Genomic DNA, 18020 nt, shown 5'->3' with positions numbered 1-18020 from the left:
CACCTCTCCCCCCTGTCTGGGTTGGCCCCCGCCCCCCTGTCCCACCTCGCGGGCGCCGCGGGGGGGGTCTCGCCGCCGGGCCCGAGCGCGCCTCGGGTGCTGTCACCCGAGCGACTTCGGTGCTGTCAGCCGGCCGCGGCGATACCGGTCCGGAAGCGCAGGTTCAACTCCTTCACCTGCTGGGCCAGTTCGGGGACCGGGCCGGCGGTCTCCAGGCCGGGTACGACGTCCCGGATGGACAACGGGCTCAGGGGCGAGGTGATGGGCACGCCCCACTCGGCCTTCCAGTCCCGGGCCTGCTGGGACGAGCTCGCGTACACGATGCGGCCCAGTCCGACCCAGCCGTGCGCGGCCGCGCACATCGGGCAGTGCTCTCCCGAGGTGTACACGGTCGCCGCGGCCCGTTCCTCGGGGCTCAGGTTGGCCGCGGCCCAGCGGGCGAGTTCGAACTCCGGATGCCGGGTCGGGTCCCCGGTGCTGGACTCGCGGTTGCGGTCCTCGGCCAGGACCTTGCCGTCCGCGTCGGCCAGCAGGGAGCCGAACGGCCAGTCGCCGGCGTCGACGGCCTCGGCCGCCAGTTCCAGGCAGCGGCGGAGATGGACCAGGTCGGCCGCGTTGACGGCGGAGGACCGGCCGGTGTCACCGGCGTCGGGACTGTCGCCGTGGTGAGTGTCGTGGGTGTTGGGGGCCACCGTGGCTCCCTCTCTGTGGGCGTGGGCGTGGGCGTGAGTGCGGGGTGCGGGGTGTGGAAGTGCGGGGCTATGGCAGGTTCGCGGCCACGGTGGCCAGCGCCTGCCACGCCACCTCGGGCCTGAGGGTCTCGTCCGGGTCGCCGTTGTAGGGGTCGAGGACCACCGTGCCGGCACCGGCGAGGCGCAACTGCTCGATGTCGTCGAGGATCTGCTCGATGGTGCCTTCGCCGGCCCGGCGGTCCGGATGGTCGACCGGCTTCTGCGTGAGCCGGAGAACGATGCGCGGCGCCAGACCGGGTACGGGCTGCCCGAGTTCGGCGGCGATGTCCTTCAGACGGTCCAGCGCGTCACGGAACCACGGCATGGTGAACCGGAGCGGATGCCACGGCAGGCCGAGGCGGGCCGCCCGGCGCAGTCCCGCGTCGCTGTTGCCGCCGATCCAGACGGGGATCCGCCCGCTCCGGTAATCGGCCTCGTCGGCCCACACGGTTCGCAGGGTCTCAAGCAATTCGTCGGTCAGCGCGCCACGCCGCTCGAAGGGAACGCCGAGCGCCTTGAATTCCTCCCGGGCCCAGCCGACACCGACACCGAGGATCAGCCGGCCGCCGGAGATCTGATCCAGGTTGGCCGCCATTCTCGCGACCAGCAGGGGATGCCGGTAGGGCGCGATGAGAACCGTGGTGCCCAGCTTTACCCGGGTCGTTAAACCGGCCAGCCAGGAGAGCGTCGTGAAAGGATCGTAGAACGGGGCGGGATACTGTTTCGCGACATCCGATGTGATGGCCACGTGGTCGGAGACCATCAAGAGGTCGAAGCCGAGGCCTTCCACCGTCTTGGCCCAACGGGAAAGAGTTTCCGGGTCGGTGCCGGGTCCGAAATTGGGGACGTTGACGCCTATCTGCATGGCCCAACCCTAGCAACCACTCACCAATGGTGGGCAGTTGCTTATCGCGCTTTTCCGGCCGCAGCCTACGCTTCCGTCCGAAGGTCCGGGCCCGTGCAATATGATTGCAATCTGATGACTCGTCAGATTGCAATCACATTGCTTGTCGCGCGGAAAGCGTGTCGTTCTCTCGGGTTCGTCCGGACATCGTCCGTCGTCCGCTCGGGAAGCTCTTGACGCCGGGAGAACCGGGAATCTACGGTGAGCGCGAGCTACGAGTTCCGGTGATCAAGCCCTGGCTGGCCGGACGGCAACCCTCGACGCAGTGGGGTGCCCCAGGTGAAGGCTCGGCGGATCTTCCTGTTCTGCAAGTGCGTTCCCACCGGTCCGAGGGCCGACGACATTCCCGGGAGGACAGTGTGCCAACGGGCCTTGTGCTGTGCTCCCGACGCCACGTGGATCTGCTGCTGGTCTGCAGCTGTCTCTGTCACGGCTGACCCGCACCCACTCCTCACCCTCCTTCACACGACAGCGCGCGCTCGGCATGCCCCGCCTGCCGAAGCCCCTTCGTGCACCCCACCATGCGGAAGCAGAGACCAGCCATGGCAGAGCACAACACCACCAGACCCTTCCGGTCCCTCGGCGCGATGTCCCTCGGCACGGCGCTCCTGGTGGCCCTGACCGGCTGCACGAGCAGCAAGACCTCCACCGGCTCCACGGAAACGGGGATCACCGTCGGCACGACGGACCAGGTGACCGCCCTCGACCCGGCGGGCTCCTGGGACGCTGGCTCCGGCACCATCGAGAGCGAGGTCTTCGCGACCCTGCTCAGCGTGAGGAACGGCGACACGGAGGTCTCCCCGGACCTGGCCACCGGGATCGAGCTGACCGGGCCCAAGGAGTACACGGTCACGCTGAAGAAGGGCCTGAAGTTCGCCAACGGCCACGAACTCACGTCTTCCGACGTCAAGTTCAGCTTCGACCGCACCCTGAGGATCGCCGACGAGAACGGTCCCTCGTCCCTCCTGTACGACCTCGACTCCGTCGCCGCCCCGGCGCCCACCAAAATCGTCTTCACCCTCAAGTCGGCCAACGACACGCTGTTCCCGCAGGTTCTGTCCACCGCCGCCGGCTATGTCGTCGACGAACAGGTCTTCCCCGCGGACAAGATCCTGGACGACAAGTCGGTCGTCGCGGGCAGGCCGTGGAACGGCCCGTACGGCGTGCGCAGTTACGACAAGAACTCGCTGGTGTCCTTCACCGCGAACAGCGCCTACGGCGGTGGTCTGGGCGCCGCGAAGACCAAGAACGTCCAGTTGAAGTACTACACCGACGCGAGCAACCTCAAGCTCGACGTCCAGCAGGGCACCGTCGACGCCGTCTACCGCACGCTCACCACCGCCGACCTCGACGACCTGTCCAAGAAGAAGGACATCAAGGTCCACACCGGTTCGGGCAACGGCATCCGCTACATCGTCTTCGACTTCCGGACCCAGCCCTACGGCACCAGGACCAAGAAGCCCGACAAGGCCAAGGCGCTGGCCGTACGGCAGGCCGTCGCGGACTCCGTCGACCGGGCCCAACTCGCCCAGCAGGTCTACAAGAACAGCTACCAGCCGTTGTACAGCTCCGTGCCCGACGGACTCACCGGCGCCACCGCCTCCTTCAAGTCGCTCTACGGTGACAAGAAGGGCGGCCCCGACAAGGCGGCCGCCGCCGCGCGTCTCAAGGCGGCGAAGGTGACCACCCCGGTCACCCTCAGCCTCCAGTACAACAGCGACCACTACGGTTCCTCCTCGGCCGACGAGTACGCGCTGGTCAAGACGCAGCTCGAGGCCACCGGACTGTTCAAGGTGAATCTCCAGTCCACCGAGTGGACCCAGTACGGCAAGGACCGCGTCAAGCACCTGTACCCGCTCTACCAACTGGGCTGGTACGCCGACTACCTGGACGCCGACAACTACCTCTCGCCCTTCTACTCGGCCAACAGCTGGGTCGCCAACGACTACTCCGACCCCGCCGTCCGTGAGCTGATCAAGAAGGAGGAGACGGAGACCGACACCGCCGAGCGCGCCGGACTGCTCAAGCAGGCGCAGGACAAGGCCGCCGCCTCGGTGCCGCTGCTGCCGCTGCTCCAGGGGTCCACCGCGATCGTCACCCGTACCGACGTCAGCGGTGTGCCCGACGAGCTGAGCAGCGCGTACCAGTTCCGCTGGGCCGGACTCGCGACGAAGTGAGCACCCTGACCCAGGACCTCCCCGGCGCCGCCGCTCCGGCCGGCGGCGCCGCGGGGTACGGACTCACCCGCTACCTGGTGATCCGCTTCCTCCTCATCATCCCCACCGTGCTCGTCCTCGTCAGCCTGGTCTTCTTCCTGATGCGTGCCACCGGAGACCCGATCAGCGCCGCCTTCGGCGACCGGCTCACCCCGGACCAGCTCCAGGCCAAGCTGCACCAGGCGGGCTACGACCGGCCGTTGCTCACCCAGTACCTCGACTACCTCAGGTCCCTGGCCACCGGCGACTTCGGCCACACCGTCACCGACAACCAGCCGGTGACCCACGTCCTGGGCACCTACGGCGCCGCCACCGCCGAACTCGCCTTCAACGCAATCGTCGTGGCCCTCTTGGCCGGCGTCCCCCTCGGCGTGGTGGCGGCCGCGCACCGGGACCGCGCGCCCGACGCGGCGCTGCGGCTGTTCGCCGTCCTCACCTACGCCACCCCCGTGTTCTTCGTGGGACTGCTGCTGAAGCTCGTCTTCGCGATCCGGCTCGGCTGGCTCCCCGCGTCCGGCCGGGCGAGCACCGACGTCCAGCTCTTCCTCCAGGACCAGTCCAGCACGACGGGCCTCTACCTCGTCGACGCCCTGCGAAGCGGCGACGGGGCGGCTGTCGTGGACGTCCTGAAGCACGCCGTACTGCCCGCCCTGGCGCTGGGTCTGCTCGTCGCCGGCATCATCCTGCGACTGGTCCGCACCAACCTGATCGGCACCCTCTCCGCCGACTACGTGGAGGCCGCCAGGTCCCGGGGCGTGGCACCCCTCCGTCTGGTCACCCGGCACGCGGCCCGGCCCGCCCTGATCCCCGTCGTCACCGTCCTCGGACTCCAGGTCGCCGGACTGCTCGGCGGAGCGGTGCTCACCGAGACCACCTTCGAGTGGAAGGGGCTCGGCTACGAGCTCGCCCACTATCTGACGGTGCGCGACTTCCCGGCCGTGCAGGGCATCGTGGCCCTGTTCGCCGTCGTCGTGGCGGTGACGAACTTCCTCGTCGACATCCTCGCGGCCCTCATCGATCCCCGAGTGAGGTACTGAGCCGTGGCCCAGCTTCTCCTCCGCCGGCGGACCCGGCTCCCGGAGCGCCTGCGCGTGCGGCTGCGGACCGGCGGCGCGGTGCAGCGCGCCATGCTGCTCACCGGCGCGGTCCTCACGGCGCTCTTCGTCCTCGCGGCGCTCCTCGGCCCGCTGCTCGCCCCGCACGACTACGCCCAACTCCAGGACGAATCAGGTCTGTTCGGATCACAGCAGCACCCGAGCGGAGCCCATCCGCTGGGCACCACCATCGCGGGGTACGACGTCCTGTCCCGCACGGTGTGGGGTGCCAGGACCGCGCTGGAGATCATTCTCGCGGCACTGCTGCTGTCGGTGGTGCCGGGCACGGTCCTGGGCCTGGTCTCCGGATATCTCGGCGGCAGGCTGGACCGGTCGCTGGTCGGGCTGGCCGACGCGCTCTACGCGTTCCCGCCGCTGCTGCTCGCCATCGTCATGTCGATCGTGATCAGCGGCGGCAGGTCGAGCCTTGCCAGCGGTCTCGGCGCGGCCGCCTGCTCGGTGGCCGTGGCCTTCGTCCCGCAGTACTTCCGTGTCGTACGGGCCGAGGTGATCCGGGTGAAGGCGGAGCCGTTCGTGGACGCGGCCCGGGTGATCGGCACCGGAACCCGCCGGATCATGTTCCGGCACGTGCTGCGCAATTCGGTCCGCACCCTCCCGCTGATCTTCACCATCAACGCTTCCGAGGCCATCCTCACCCTCGCCGGGCTCGGCTTCCTCGGCTTCGGCATCGAGCCCAACTCGGCGGCGGAGTGGGGATACGACCTCAACCGCTCGGTCGCCGACGTCACTTCGGGTCTGTGGTGGACCGCGGTCCCGCCCGGTCTGGCCATCGTGCTCACGGTGCTCGGCACCACCCTCCTCGGCGAGAGCCTCACCGATCTGGCCGACCCCCGGCTCCGGCGGCGGGCCGCGGCGGCGGCACCCACGACGACGGACGGAGGCACGGACGATGACTGACCTGCTGCGCATCGAGGACCTTCGGGTCACCTTCGCGACCGACGCCGGTCCGGCCCCCGCGGTGAAGGGAGTGAACCTGGCCGTCGCTCCGGGAGAGACGCTGGCCCTGGTCGGCGAGAGCGGCAGCGGCAAGACCGTGACCGCCAGGGCGGTCCTCGGCCTGCTGCCCGCCACCGCGACGGCCCGCGGCCGGGTGCTGCTCGGCGACGGCACCGTCGACCCGGCCGAGGACGTACTCACCGCGTCCCCGGCCCGTCTGCGCGAACTGCGCGGCACCCACGCCGCGATGGTGTTCCAGGAGCCGTCCACGGCCCTGAACCCGGTCTTCACCATCGGCTGGCAGCTCACCGAGGGCCTGCGGGCCCACGGACGCGGCGGCGGCAGGGCCGAACGGCGTGCCATGGCCGTCGACTGGCTCGACAAGGTCGGCATCCCGGACCCGGCCACACGCGTGGACCACTACCCGCACCAATTGTCCGGCGGTCAGAAGCAACGGGCCGTCATCGCCATGGCCCTCGCCCTCGGCACCAGGCTCATCGTGGCCGACGAGCCCACCACCGCGCTGGACGTCACCGTCCAGGCGGAGATCCTGGAGCTCCTGCACCGGTGCCGTACCGACTTCGGTACCGCGGTGCTGCTCATCACCCACAACATGGGCGTGGTCGCCGACATGGCGGACCGGGTGGTGGTGATGCGTGAGGGCGAGGTGGTGGAACAGGCGCCGGTCCGCGCGCTGTTCGCGACGCCCGGCCACGCTTACACCCGGGAGCTGCTGGCCGCCGTTCCGGTCTTCGGCTGGCAAGGAGGACGCGCACCGGCCTCCGCCGCGCGGACCGGTCCGCCGGTCGTGCGGGCCGCCGGGCTGGTCGTGGAGTACCCGGGACGGCTCAGGAGGAAGGGCTTCAGGGCGGTCGACGGAGTGAGTTTCGAGATCGGACCGGGTGACGTGCTCGGGCTGGTGGGGGAGAGCGGCAGCGGCAAGACCACCATCGGCCGGGCGGTCGCCGGTCTGACGGCCGTGACCGGCGGCGAACTCGACGTGTTCGGCGAGCCCTTGACGACCCGGCGACGCCCGCGCGACCGGGCCGGCCACATCGGCTACGTGTTCCAGGATCCCGCTGCCAGCTTCAATCCGCTGCTGACGGTCGGCGACAGCGTCGCCGAACCTCTGGTCGTCCACCGGCGCGAACTGACGGCCGCGGCGATCCGTGCCGAGGCCGAGGCGTTGCTGGAGTCGGTGCACCTGCCGCGCGCCTACGCGGACCGCTACCCCCACGAGCTCAGCGGTGGCCAGCGGCAGCGTGCCGCACTGGCCCGTGCGCTCGCCCTGCGGCCCCGGCTGCTCATCGCGGACGAGCCCACCTCGGCCCTCGACGTGTCCGTCCAGGCGAAGGTGCTCGGCCTGTTCGCCGAACTCCAGCGGGAACTGGGCTTCGCCGCGCTGTTCATCAGCCATGATCTCGCGGTCGTCGAGCAGGTCGCCGACCGTGTCGTGGTCCTGCACCGCGGCCGGGTCGCCGCGTACGGTCCGACGGCCGAGGTACTGGGCAGTCCGCAGGACGACTACACCCGGGGACTCCTCGCCGCACTGCCCGTCCCCGACCCGGTCCGGCAGTCCCGCCGAAGGGATCCGATCCCCGAAGTCCGGGAGAAACGGGATAGCCTCCGTTCCCACAGTGCGGTGGACGCCCTCGACGAAGGAGCGGCACGGAGATGACCGACATACGCCGTGTACGCCGATGGGCCGACGTGTTCGCCCGGTGGACCTCCGGTCTGCTGGCGGTCGGCTCCATGCTGTCGGGATGCCCGCTGCCCGAGCCCTCCGTCCACCGGGAGGAGCCGGACCGGACGCCGGACACGAGCCGCCGGCCACCGGCCGGCCACCCGGAGCGTCTCGCGGCGCACGTCCCGCCGACGGACGTGGAGCGGGAGCTCTGGTGTGCTTTGGGCATCGAGGTCCGACGAACATATACGTGAAGCCGCGCCGGAGGACCCTTACGGCGCCACCCCATAGGGGGACAGCTCGTACGGGATTCAGGCCCGATCACGTGAAAATTCGTGTGATGTGAGAGCGTGCAGGGCGTGAGTGAGACACCGACGAATACCCTGCAATACCGCCTCGACGGCCCGGAAGACGCTCCGGTCCTCATACTCGGACCCTCGCTCGGCACCACCTGGCACATGTGGGACCGGCAGATTCCCGAGCTCTCGAAGAGCTGGCGGATCTTCCGTTTCGATCTCCCGGGACACGGCGGAGCACCCGCCTATCCGGCCGGATCGGTCGCCGAACTCGCCGGACGGCTGCTGGCGACCCTCGACCGGCTGGGCATCCAGCGCTTCGGATACGCGGGCTGCGCGTTCGGCGGGGCCATCGGGCTCGAACTGGCGCTGCGCTGCCCCGAGCGGGTGGCGTCCCTGGCGCTGATCGCCGCCTCGCCCCGCTTCGGCACGGCCGACGAGTTCCGGCAGCGTGGGGTGATCGTGAGGTCGAACGGCCTGGACCCGATCGCCCGTACCTCGCCCGAACGCTGGTTCACGAGCGGTTTCGCCGCGGCCCAGCCCGCGATCACCGAGTGGGCCGTGCAGATGGTCCGCACCACCGACCCCGGCTGCTACATCGCGGCCTGCGAGGCGCTCGCCGCCTTCGACGTGCGGGGCGAGCTGGGCATGGTGGGCGTTCCCACCCTCGTCCTGGCCGGCTCCGACGACGAGGTCACCGGGCCCGCGGAGGCGCGCACGCTGGTCGCCGGGATACCGGACGCCCGGCTCGCGGTCGTCCCCGGTGCCTCGCACCTGGTTCCCGTGGAGCAGCCCGCCGCCGTGACGGATCTTCTCGTACGGCACTTCTCCAGCGCCTGGCTGCCCGCCTTCGACTCGTCCACCGGTCAGATGGCGGTCCAGGTCGCGCAGGCGTACCCCGTGCAGGCCGCCCCGCCGCCGGTCGCGCCCTTCGCCGAGATCGCCCCGGCCCCCGTCGCGCCCGAGCCCGAGGGACGGCGGGATCCGTACGACATCGGGATCAAGGTGCGCCGCGACGTGCTCGGGGACGCTCATGTCGACGGGGCGCTGACCTCGGCGGACGAGTTCTCCGGGGACTTCCAGGAGTTCATCACCCGCTACGCGTGGGGCGAGATCTGGGACCGGCCCGGACTCGACCGGCGCTCGCGCAGTTGTGTGACGCTGACCGCGCTGGTCGCGGGCGGCCACCTCGACGAGCTCGCCGTCCACACCCGCGCCGCCCTGCGCAACGGTCTCACCCCGGTGGAGATCAAGGAGGTGCTGCTCCAGACGGCCGTGTACTGCGGTGTGCCGGCGGCGAACAGCGCCTTCCGGGTGGCCCAGAAGATCATCCGTGAGGAGACGACCCCCCAGGAGTGAACGGGCGGAGCCGTCCGCCGGACTCGTCCACAGGAGTGACCCCCGGGCCGGGTGCGGGGGCAGGATGGACTCATGAAGCTCACGAAGAAGTCGCACTCCTGCGTCCGTCTCGAGAAGGACGGGCGGACGCTCGTCATCGACCCCGGGGGTTTCAGCGAGGAGGACGCCGCCGTGGGCGCGGACGTCCTCCTCGTCACCCACGAGCACCCGGACCACTTCGACGAGGAGCGGCTCCGCGCGGCCATGGAGGCCAACCCGGCGGCCGAGATCTGGACCCTGCGGTCGGTGGCGGAGAAGGTCTCCGCCGCCTTCCCCGGCCGGGTGCACACCGTGGGTCACGGCGACACCTTCAGCGCCGCCGGTTTCGACGTCCAGGTGCACGGCGAACTGCACGCGGTGATCCATCCGGACATCCCGCGGATCACCAACGTCGGCTATCTCGTCGACGGCGGCCGCGTCTTCCACCCCGGGGACGCCCTGACCGTCCCCGACCGGCCTGTCGAGACGCTGATGCTCCCGGTGATGGCGCCGTGGAACAAGATCTCCGAGGTCATCGAGTACGTGCGCGAGGTCAAGCCGCAACGCGCGTACGACATCCACGACGCCCTGCTCACGGACCTCGCGCGGCCGATCTACGACCGTCAGATCGGTGCCCTCGGCGGCTCCGAGCATCTGCGGCTGACACCGGGAGCGTCGGCGGAGGTCTGAGCCGGAGCCGGCCGCGCCCGCACCCGTGGTGCTGCGTGCCGTACCGGTGGTGAGGGGACGGCACGGAGTGTCTCCGGCGGACCCGTTGTCGTACCCGCCCGGTAGGTTGTGAGGCATGCGTATCGCCACCTGGAACGTGAACTCGATCACCGCCCGGCTCCCGAGGCTGCTGGCCTGGCTGGAGAGCAGCGGCACGGACGTGCTGTGCCTCCAGGAGGCCAAGGTCGCCGCCGAGCAGTTCCCCGTCGAACCGCTCCGCGAGCTGGGTTACGAGGCGGCCGTGCACGCCACGGGACGGTGGAACGGCGTGGCGGTGATCTCCCGGGTCGGCCTGGAGGACGTGGTCAAGGGTCTGCCGGGCGGTCCCGAGTACGAGGGCGCGGAGGAACCCCGGGCCGTCTCCGCGACTTGCGGTCCGGTCCGCGTCTGGTCGGTGTACGTGCCGAACGGCCGCGAGGTGGAGCACGCGCACTACGCGTACAAGCTCCAGTGGTTCGAGGCCCTGAGAGCGGCCGTGGCGGGCGACGCGGCGGGCAGCCGCCCGTTCGCGGTGTTGGGCGACTACAACGTCGCGCCCACGGACGACGACGTGTACGACGTGGCCGCGTTCGAGGGACTGACCCATGTCACCCCGGCCGAGCGTGCCGCGCTGGCCGCCCTGCGCGGGGAGGGCCTGACGGACGTGGTCCCGCGCCCCCTCAAGTACGAACACCCGTACACGTACTGGGACTACCGTCAGCTCTGCTTCCCGAAGAACCGCGGCATGCGCATCGACCTCGTCTACGGCAACGAGGCGTTCTCGACGGCGGTCAAGGACGCGTACGTCGACCGCGAGGAGCGCAAGGGCAAGGGCGCCTCGGACCACGCACCAGTCGTGGTGGACCTGGACGTCTAGCGCCTGTCGCACTGGGACACGCTCCTGGGTGCCCGCGGCGGGGGACAGGCATTCGACCCCGCGATCGCGGGCACCCTTCTTCTTGGGCGGCTCGGGAACCGGTGACGGCCCGAGGTGTTTCGCCGGGCGTCACGATTCGCCTCATTCCGTGATGAGATGCCGCGAGCTACATTTTGTGCACATACCGGGAACACGGAGCGTCGACGATCGCGTCCCACGGAGAGGCCGGCCATGAACATCCCCTTCTTGGACAAGCTGCTCAAGCGGCATCCGGTGCGCCAGGGGCGTCCCCTCGCCAAGGCGTTCGAGGACGACCCCGTGGGTGTGGCCGAACTGCTCTCGGAGTGTGAACTGCTCCGCTCCCAGGCCGCGGCCGTCGGCCTCGAACTGGACGACACCCCGGACTCGTTGGTGGCGCTCGACCAGCTTCTGCCGCTGTGGCGCGACGACCCCGAGGCGCTTCCCTGGCTCGGCAACGACGCCGGTCTCTATCTCGGCACCGTCGTGGTGCGCACGGTGCCGGGTGCCTCCTGGCACGTCTGGCCGGGCGGCAGTCCGGCCGTCCGGCTCCCCTCGGGCCGTGAGATCCCGGTCGTCGAGGCCGGCCTCGAATGGGCCGTGCAGGGCGTCCCCGAGCTGTCCCAGATGTACGCCGAGGCCACGGAGGCCTGACCGGAGGGGCCGGGCGGTCGTCCCGGAGAGCGCGGGAGGGGCCGGACGGCCGTCCCGGCGAGGCCCGGGGTGTCGTGATCGCCTGTCGTGATCCGCTCGTCATCCAGCCTCAAATACGGCTAATGACCCGGCGTGCGTGTCGCCCGATATGTGGCGATTCGCGTCGATAGTTTGCGGTGACCGCACCGGCCGACAGCAGGCTGGACCAGGATGACCGTCGATCCCTTGATCGACCCGTACGACGTCACCACGCACTTCGGGGAGCCGTATGTTCCGCAGGACCACGACCTCGCCGACGGCAAGGGAGAGGTGGTCGTGATGACCGGCCCGTCGAACAGATCGTCAACTGCCACGTGAGGCACGGCCATCCGTATCCGAACCCGCCGGTCCCCCGGTGGGGGCGCAAACGCGTGCCCCTCGCCGGGGACTTCCCCGGGCCCGGGAGGCTGATCGCGGCGATCCTCGACTACGATTTGCCGTTCATCCCCGTGATGACGGTGATCTCGCCGATCCGCATCGGGATGTACGTGCCGCTGTCCCGGTCCGCCCCGCGGGCGTACGGGCGAAAGCGGCACAGTCCCGAGACCGAGGCCGTGGACGTGGCTCCGGCCGAACCAGGGACGCTGCTGCCGGGTGGGGTACCCCCCCACAGCCCCGAAACCGTAGGGGGAGCAGCAGCTCACAGGGCCAGGCCCGGCCGGCGCCAGCCGGAGATCACTGCTCGCGCAGGGGTACCGACACGTACGACGGGTCGTGCTCCGGTGAGGAGAAGGTCAGCTGCGCGCCGGACGGGTTGTGCTCCATGTACAGCGGGTCGACCGTGTCGACGACCAGGGCGAGGCGATGCCCGGCCGGGACGTCGTAGGCCGTGGAGAACAGGTCCAGGTCGACACCGAACGGCTTGCCGGGCGTCTGCCCGTGGAAGGTGTACGGCGCGTTGCTGACCAGCTTGCCGACCCCGAGCGGGCCCACGTCGTAGAGGTAGGCGATGAAGGTGCCGCTCTCCTTGGTGCCGGTGACGGTGGTGTGGAGCCTGGCGGTCCCTCGTACGCGCTGGGTGCTCGAGCACCTCTCCGACTGCCACACCGCGGTCCAGTAGCGCGGCAGCAGCGGGATCGAGGCCATCGGCGGGATCCGTGTGAGCTGGTCGAGGATGCTGGACAGGAAGATGACCCCGCCGTCCGCGCCCGAGTCGACGTTCGTGTGGATGCGGGTGGTGCCTCCGAGGGCGATCTTCCTCGTGGTCGCGCCGACCGATTTCCAGTCCGGGTAGCCCTCGTAGCCCCCCGTGGAGCGGGACTTGAGCTGCACCGGCTGCTCGCGGTCGATGCCGTTGTCCTCGCCCCGCAGATAGTGGTCGAACCAGCGGGCGGTGTCGGTCCACACGTCGTTGGGGAGCCCGAACAGACCGGTGATCTCGGCGGTGGCGTGGTCGCCGGGACGGAACTCCAGCCGCTTGGGTCCGGGCAGTTCCTCGTAGAACTTGGCGTACTGGTTGGCCGAGAAGATCGTGTCGCCCCAGGTGTTGGCCATGAGGACGGCGGGGCCGTTCTTGTCGAGCTGGTCGAGGTAGGTCTCGGGAGAACGTTTCTTCCCCCAGTCGATCAGGTCCTGCTCCTTGGCGAGATTCCCGGCGAAGAAGTCCTTGAACACCTGCTGGGTCTCGGCGCTCGGGTGTCCCGTGATGTGCCCGACGCCGTCCAGCAGGGCGGCCGCCTGGACGTGTTCGGTACGGCCGGAGTAGATCGACGTGGTCAGATCCGCCCAGCCGCTCAGCGCCGCGACCGCCTTGATGCGCCGGTCGTGCGCGGCGGCCAGCAGACTGATTCCGGCGCCGTACGAGACGCCCGCCACGCCCACCTTCCGCGCGTCGGCCGGGGTGTTGGCGAGCGCCCAGTCGATCACCTTGGACACGTCCGCGGTGTCGCGGGGGCCGGCGACGTCTATCTCGCCGCCCGACTGCCAGAAGCCGCGGACGTTGTAACCGACGACGACATAACCGGAGTTCGCGAGCTTCTGGGCCTGTGCGAGGTACTCGACCTGGGGCAGGCCCCAGCTCGTGGGCAGCACGATGAGCGGGTAGGCGCGGGTGCCGTCCGCTCCCGCCGGGGTGACGACGTTGGCCTTGAGGGTGGTGCCGCCGTCACCGGAGATGTCGACGAAGCGGACACCTCCCGAGCCGGCGGCGGCCTGGGCGGTGGGGGCCAGGCCCAGGCTCGCGGCCGCGATCAGCGTCGCGGAGACGGCGCCGACGGCGGATGTGCGCAGGGGGTTGCGACCGTTTCCCAACGGGTCACTCCTCACTTGGTCAGTGCAAGGTGACCCGACGGTAACCGCGGCGGCTTACTCGAAGTAACCCGTCGGTAAGTTACGTGCGAGTAACGATTGTTGAAGTGTTCATTTCCATCCGTTCAAACCTCGTCGGCGTGTGCCGCCACGAACGGCCGGAAAGCGCCGCACCTCCGCGGACGGGGCGTCACGTGCGCCGGCGTGCCCGAGGCGTGGCCGCCTTCGCCGTTGCCTCCCCGTCCTGGCCGGGGTCGGACGCCGGGTCCGGCGCCGGCTCCAGGGCCGGCGGCGTCGGCAGCGGGGCCTGGGCCGCGCGGGTGACGTCCGCGACGACCTCGACGACATCGGGGCCGTACGCCTGGGAGTTCACGACCTTCAGCAGCAGGACGAAGCTGTTGCCGCCGTGCTTGCGGGCGAGGCGCGCGTGGTTCCGGGCGAGATAGCGGGTCGCCGCCTGGTTGGTGATCGCGCGCTGGCCGCAGAAGAGGAAGACCGGTCTCACGTCACGGCTCTGGCCCGCGGTCAGCCGGGCGAGGATCACGTACTCGGCCTGGCCCGACTCCAGCCGGTAGCGCTCGCTGCCTATCTGGAAGGCGCCCCGGTCGGGTCCCCGCCCGGAGTCGACGTTGACCTGCACGCCGGGCAGCAGGGACTGCAGATGCGCGGCCATGCGCCGGTTGGACGCCGGTCCGCCCACGCAGAACTCCGTGCGCTCGCCGAAGCCCTGCTGGGTCGCGTCGTGCGCGATGACCTGGGCGTGCGCGCCGCAGTCCTTGATGAGCGCGGACAGTTCGAGAAGCGCGAACACGTCGTGGCGCATCACCGTCAGTTCGGGACCGCCCGCCTCGCGGTTCACCACAAGGAGCGACTCGGAGTTGTCGGGCAGCCCGAAGAACGCCTGCTTGCGGCGCAGCTTGCGCTTCCACAGGTAGGTGCGGGCGACCCAGCCGAGCGCGGCACTGAGGCCGGTGGCGAGGAGGCCGAGGACGATGTTGCGCACGTCGTCATTCATGTGCGCGCATGCTAGCGGGCCCACGGAACCGTGTTCGAGGGGGCCTGACGTGGCCGCCGCCGTGAAGTTACGCTGCGCGGACGGCTGTTGACTGGAGGTATTGATGCGACGTCCTCTTGTACGGAATCTGACGGTCCTGGCGGTTTCGGCCGCGACGGTATTAGTGGGTGCGGCGGCGCCGCCCGGAGCACCGGCGGCGGGTTCGGCCGCGAGAACGCCCGCCGCGAAGGTGCCCGTCGCGGTCGGGTACGGAGGCGCCGTGGCGAGCGTCGACGCGGACGCCTCCGCCGCGGGCATCGAGGTGCTGAAGAAGGGCGGCAACGCGGTCGACGCGGCCGTCGCCACGGCGGCGGCCCTCGGCGTCACCGAGCCCTACTCGTCCGGCATCGGCGGCGGCGGCTACTTCGTCTACTACGACGCCAAGTCCCGTACGGTGCACACGATCGACGGACGCGAGACGGCACCCCTGACCGCCGACTCCGGGCTGTTCCTGGAGAACGGCAAGCCGCTCGCCTTCGCCGACGCCGTCACCAGCGGGCTGAGCGTGGGCACACCGGGCACGCCCGCCACCTGGCAGACAGCCCTGGACTCATGGGGCAGCAGACGCCTCGGCACCGTCCTGGAGCCGGCCGAACGCATCGCCCGTTCCGGGTTCACGGTCGACTCGACCTTCCGGGCGCAGACCGAGTCGAACCAGGCCCGCTTCGCGAACTTCCCCGACACCGCGAAGCTCTTCCTGCCCGGCGGCTCGCCGCCGGTCGTCGGATCGACCTTCAGGAACCCCGATCTGGCCCGCACGTACGAGGAGTTGGGGAGGAAGGGCACACGAGCGCTGTACACCGGTGATCTCGGCCGGGAGATCGTCGACACCGTCAACAGGCCGCCCGTGGACCCCGCGTCCGGCTTCAACGCCCGGCCCGGCAAGCTGTCGTCGAGGGACCTCGCGGCCTACGGGGCGAAGCGCCAGGCGCCCACCAGGACGTCGTACCGCGGTCTGAACGTCTACTCGATCGCACCCTCCTCCTCCGGCGGCACCACCGTCGGCGAGGCGCTCAACATCCTGGAGAGGACGGACCTCTCGAAGGCGAGCGAGACGCAGTACCTGCACCACTACATCGAGGCGAGCCGGATCGCGTTCGCGGACCGGGGCCGCTGGGTGGGCGACCCGGCCTTCGAGGACGTACCCACCAAGGGCCTGCTCTCGCAGAAGTACGCGGACGGCCGGGCCTGCCTCGTCAAGGACGACGCCGTGCTGACGAGCCCGCTCGCGCCGGGCGACCCGAGCAGTCCCGCCGCCTGCGCCGGCACCGGGACGGCCGCCCCGACGACGTACGAGGGAGAGAACACGACCCACCTCACGGTGGCCGACAAGTGGGGCGATGTCGTCGCCTACACGCTGACCATCGAACAGACCGGCGGCAGCGGGATCACCGTCCCGGGACGCGGCTTCCTCCTCAACAACGAGCTGACGGACTTCTCCTTCGCCCCGGCCAACCCGGCCGTGCACGACCCGAATCTGCCGGGCCCCGGCAAGCGGCCGCGCTCGTCGATCTCGCCGACCATCGTCCTCGACCGGCACGGCAAGCCTGTCGTGGCGCTCGGTTCGCCCGGCGGCGCGAGCATCATCACGACCGTGCTGCAGACACTGACCGAGTTCGTCGACCGCGGTCTCCCCTTGGTCGACGCGATCGCCGCGCCACGCGCCAGCCAGCGCAACGCGGCCCAGACCGAGCTCGAACCGGGCCTGTACGACAGCCCGTCGAGGGCCGGGCTCGAAGCCATCGGGCACTCCTTCAAGGTGAACCCGGAGATCGGCGCGGCCACGGGCGTCCAGCGCCTCCCGAACGGCACCTGGCTGGCCGCGGCGGAGAAGGTCCGCCGGGGCGGAGGCTCGGCCATGGTCGTACGGCCCGCGTCCTAGCCGTCGGATCACCGGCCGCCGTCCCGGCCGGCGGGCGTACCGCGGGGCAGGGGTGTGCTCTGCCCCGCGGTCGCCGGTGGCCGCGGGGCGGTGCCGTCCGCCTCGTGGCCGTGGGCGAGCAGGGGGTCAGCGGGCCGTCAGGATGCGCGGGCCCGAGTTCGTGATGGCCACCGTGTGCTCCGCGTGCGCCGCGCGGGAGCCGTCGTTCGTGCGCAGCGTCCAGCCGTCGGGGGCGGCGTGGTAATCGTCCGTGCCGCCCCCGATGAGCATCGGCTCGATGGCGAGGACCATGCCGTGCCGCAGCGGCATCCCGCGTCCCGGGCGGCCCTCGTTCGGGACACCCGGGTCCTCGTGCATGCGGCGCCCGATGCCGTGGCCGCCGAACCCGTCCGGGATCCCGTACCCGGCCGCCCGGCACACCGTGCCGACGGCGTGCGCGATGTCCCCGATGCGGTTGCCCACGAGGGCCGCCCCGATCCCCGCGGCCAGGGCCCGCTCCGCGGTCTCCACGAGCCGCGCGTCGGCGGCGCGCGGCTCGCCCACGATGAAGCTGATCGCCGAGTCGCCCACCCAGCCGCCCAGTTCGGCGCCGAAGTCGATGGAGACCAGGTCTCCGTCGCGCAGCCGGTAGCCCGTCGGGATGCCGTGCACGATCGCCTCGTTCACCGAGGCGCAGACGACCGCGGGGAAGGGCGTGGGCGCGAAGGAGGGGTGATAGCCGAGGAAGGGTGACGTCGCGCCCGCGTCGCGCAGGACCTGGTGCGCCACCTCGTCCAGCTCCAGCAGGGAGACGCCCACGTCGGCGGCCTCGCGCACCGCGGTGAGTGCCCTGCCCACGACCTGGCCGGCCGCGTACATCTCGTCGATCGATGTGTCGGTCTTCAGTTCCACCATGCCAATTACTATACCGGTATTAGAATGGTGTCATGGTGCGAACCCCACTGACCCCCGAAGAGCGCGAACGCGGCGAGCGGCTCGGCCGGCTGCTGCGCGAGTCCCGCGGCGGCCGCAGCATGGCGGACATCGCGGGGGTGGCGGGGATCTCCGCGGAGACCCTGCGCAAGATCGAGACCGGGCGCGCTCCCACGCCGGCCTTCTTCACGATCGCCGCCCTGGCGCGGGCCCTCGGCCTCTCGATGGACGAGCTCGTCGTACGGTGCGCGCTGGTGCCGGCGGCGTGAGGGCTTGACGGGTGTGGGGGGCACCGTGTGAGGAGAAGCACCGCAGGGTCGAGCTGGTGGGGGGGGTCGGGGGGGCGGCGGCGCGTAGTCCGCTCGCCTCA

At 70.6% G+C, this 18020-nt stretch carries 17 protein-coding genes, 1 pseudogene and 1 riboswitch; of the genes and pseudogenes, 13 read left to right on the top strand and 5 right to left on the bottom strand.

Going from position 1 to position 18020, the window contains the following annotated elements; genetic code table 11:
- Positions 1–125 precede the first annotated feature (125 nt).
- Positions 126–605 (bottom strand): nucleoside deaminase, encoded by a 480-nt coding sequence (locus tag ACFXGX_RS24400; protein WP_384794930.1) that lies wholly within the window; start codon positions 603–605, stop codon positions 126–128.
- A gap of 154 nt (positions 606–759) precedes the next feature.
- Positions 760–1596, bottom strand: a complete 837-nt coding sequence (locus tag ACFXGX_RS24395) for a TIGR03619 family F420-dependent LLM class oxidoreductase (protein ID WP_384794870.1) — start codon at positions 1594–1596, stop codon at positions 760–762.
- Between the two features lie 249 nt (positions 1597–1845).
- Positions 1846–1955: riboswitch (SAM riboswitch) on the top strand.
- Positions 1956–2177: 222 nt separating this feature from the next.
- On the opposite strand from ACFXGX_RS24395, the gene ACFXGX_RS24390 reads away from it, so the two are divergent.
- The 11 genes and pseudogenes from ACFXGX_RS24390 to ACFXGX_RS24340 form a co-directional block, all read left to right on the top strand.
- Positions 2178–3812 (top strand): ABC transporter substrate-binding protein, encoded by a 1635-nt coding sequence (locus ACFXGX_RS24390; RefSeq protein ID WP_384794868.1) that lies wholly within the window; start codon positions 2178–2180, stop codon positions 3810–3812.
- Entirely contained in the window at positions 3809–4888 is a 1080-nt protein-coding gene (locus ACFXGX_RS24385) for an ABC transporter permease (RefSeq protein WP_384794866.1), read from the top strand. Before ACFXGX_RS24390 ends, ACFXGX_RS24385 begins: the two co-directional genes overlap by 4 nt.
- Positions 4889–4891: 3 nt before the next feature.
- The gene (locus tag ACFXGX_RS24380; protein ID WP_384794864.1) at positions 4892–5863 is read left to right on the top strand and encodes an ABC transporter permease; all 972 of its coding nucleotides are present in this window, start codon (positions 4892–4894) and stop codon (positions 5861–5863) included.
- Entirely contained in the window at positions 5856–7580 is a 1725-nt protein-coding gene (locus ACFXGX_RS24375) for a dipeptide ABC transporter ATP-binding protein (protein ID WP_384794862.1), read from the top strand. Before ACFXGX_RS24380 ends, ACFXGX_RS24375 begins: the two co-directional genes overlap by 8 nt.
- Complete coding sequence (locus tag ACFXGX_RS24370; RefSeq protein ID WP_384794860.1) at positions 7577–7840, top strand: DUF6059 family protein; 264 nt, start codon at positions 7577–7579, stop codon at positions 7838–7840. The genes ACFXGX_RS24375 and ACFXGX_RS24370 overlap by 4 nt, the downstream gene beginning before the upstream one ends.
- Positions 7841–7945: 105 nt before the next feature.
- Positions 7946–9241, top strand: a complete 1296-nt coding sequence (locus ACFXGX_RS24365; RefSeq protein WP_384794858.1) for an alpha/beta fold hydrolase — start codon at positions 7946–7948, stop codon at positions 9239–9241.
- A 72-nt stretch (positions 9242–9313) separates the two neighbouring features.
- Entirely contained in the window at positions 9314–9949 is a 636-nt protein-coding gene (locus tag ACFXGX_RS24360) for an MBL fold metallo-hydrolase (RefSeq protein WP_384794856.1), read from the top strand.
- A gap of 115 nt (positions 9950–10064) precedes the next feature.
- Positions 10065–10844 (top strand): exodeoxyribonuclease III, encoded by a 780-nt coding sequence (locus tag ACFXGX_RS24355; RefSeq protein ID WP_384794854.1) that lies wholly within the window; start codon positions 10065–10067, stop codon positions 10842–10844.
- 231 nt (positions 10845–11075) lie between these two features.
- Positions 11076–11516 (top strand): DUF6278 family protein, encoded by a 441-nt coding sequence (locus tag ACFXGX_RS24350; protein WP_384794852.1) that lies wholly within the window; start codon positions 11076–11078, stop codon positions 11514–11516.
- Between the two features lie 210 nt (positions 11517–11726).
- On the top strand, positions 11727–11873 hold the full coding sequence (locus ACFXGX_RS24345; protein WP_384794850.1) for a hypothetical protein: 147 nt from the start codon (positions 11727–11729) through the stop codon (positions 11871–11873).
- Positions 11874–11941: 68 nt separating this feature from the next.
- Positions 11942–12154: pseudogene (locus tag ACFXGX_RS24340) on the top strand (amino acid ABC transporter permease); the annotation flags it as partial.
- A 76-nt stretch (positions 12155–12230) separates the two neighbouring features.
- Here ACFXGX_RS24340 and ACFXGX_RS24335 read toward each other — a convergent pair.
- Both ACFXGX_RS24335 and ACFXGX_RS24330 read right to left on the bottom strand, forming a co-directional pair.
- On the bottom strand, positions 12231–13805 hold the full coding sequence (locus ACFXGX_RS24335; protein WP_384794848.1) for a CocE/NonD family hydrolase: 1575 nt from the start codon (positions 13803–13805) through the stop codon (positions 12231–12233).
- A gap of 187 nt (positions 13806–13992) precedes the next feature.
- A complete protein-coding gene (locus ACFXGX_RS24330; protein ID WP_384794846.1) occupies positions 13993–14817 on the bottom strand; it encodes a hypothetical protein in 825 nt (274 codons plus the stop codon).
- 103 nt (positions 14818–14920) lie between these two features.
- Between ACFXGX_RS24330 and ggt the strand changes: the two genes are divergently transcribed.
- Positions 14921–16738, top strand: a complete 1818-nt coding sequence (gene ggt, locus ACFXGX_RS24325; protein WP_384794844.1) for a gamma-glutamyltransferase — start codon at positions 14921–14923, stop codon at positions 16736–16738.
- Between the two features lie 126 nt (positions 16739–16864).
- On the opposite strand, the gene map is transcribed toward ggt, so the two are convergent.
- Positions 16865–17632 (bottom strand): type I methionyl aminopeptidase, encoded by a 768-nt coding sequence (gene map / locus ACFXGX_RS24320; RefSeq protein WP_384794842.1) that lies wholly within the window; start codon positions 17630–17632, stop codon positions 16865–16867.
- 32 nt (positions 17633–17664) lie between these two features.
- On the opposite strand from map, the gene ACFXGX_RS24315 reads away from it, so the two are divergent.
- On the top strand, positions 17665–17919 hold the full coding sequence (locus tag ACFXGX_RS24315) for a helix-turn-helix domain-containing protein (protein WP_384794840.1): 255 nt from the start codon (positions 17665–17667) through the stop codon (positions 17917–17919).
- The last annotated feature ends 101 nt before the right edge of the window (positions 17920–18020 follow it).

Source organism: Streptomyces sp. NPDC059371 (genome assembly GCF_042751995.1).
Taxonomy (GTDB): domain Bacteria; phylum Actinomycetota; class Actinomycetes; order Streptomycetales; family Streptomycetaceae; genus Streptomyces.
This window is presented reverse-complemented; position numbering and strand designations above follow the sequence as displayed.

Bases quoted from the DNA above. Each gene is read 5' to 3' on its own strand.
- ACFXGX_RS24395 (WP_384794870.1), bottom strand. From the start codon at position 1,596: ATGCAGATAGGCGTCAACGTCCCCAATTTCGGACCCGGCACCGACCCG.
- ACFXGX_RS24390 (WP_384794868.1), top strand. From the start codon at position 2,178: ATGGCAGAGCACAACACCACCAGACCCTTCCGGTCCCTCGGCGCGATG.
- ACFXGX_RS24375 (WP_384794862.1), top strand. From the start codon at position 5,856: ATGACTGACCTGCTGCGCATCGAGGACCTTCGGGTCACCTTCGCGACC.
- ACFXGX_RS24370 (WP_384794860.1), top strand. From the start codon at position 7,577: ATGACCGACATACGCCGTGTACGCCGATGGGCCGACGTGTTCGCCCGG.
- ACFXGX_RS24360 (WP_384794856.1), top strand. From the start codon at position 9,314: ATGAAGCTCACGAAGAAGTCGCACTCCTGCGTCCGTCTCGAGAAGGAC.
- ACFXGX_RS24355 (WP_384794854.1), top strand. From the start codon at position 10,065: ATGCGTATCGCCACCTGGAACGTGAACTCGATCACCGCCCGGCTCCCG.
- ACFXGX_RS24350 (WP_384794852.1), top strand. From the start codon at position 11,076: ATGAACATCCCCTTCTTGGACAAGCTGCTCAAGCGGCATCCGGTGCGC.
- ACFXGX_RS24345 (WP_384794850.1), top strand. From the start codon at position 11,727: ATGACCGTCGATCCCTTGATCGACCCGTACGACGTCACCACGCACTTC.
- ACFXGX_RS24330 (WP_384794846.1), bottom strand. From the start codon at position 14,817: ATGAATGACGACGTGCGCAACATCGTCCTCGGCCTCCTCGCCACCGGC.
- ggt (WP_384794844.1), top strand. From the start codon at position 14,921: ATGCGACGTCCTCTTGTACGGAATCTGACGGTCCTGGCGGTTTCGGCC.
- map (WP_384794842.1), bottom strand. From the start codon at position 17,632: ATGGTGGAACTGAAGACCGACACATCGATCGACGAGATGTACGCGGCC.
- ACFXGX_RS24315 (WP_384794840.1), top strand. From the start codon at position 17,665: ATGGTGCGAACCCCACTGACCCCCGAAGAGCGCGAACGCGGCGAGCGG.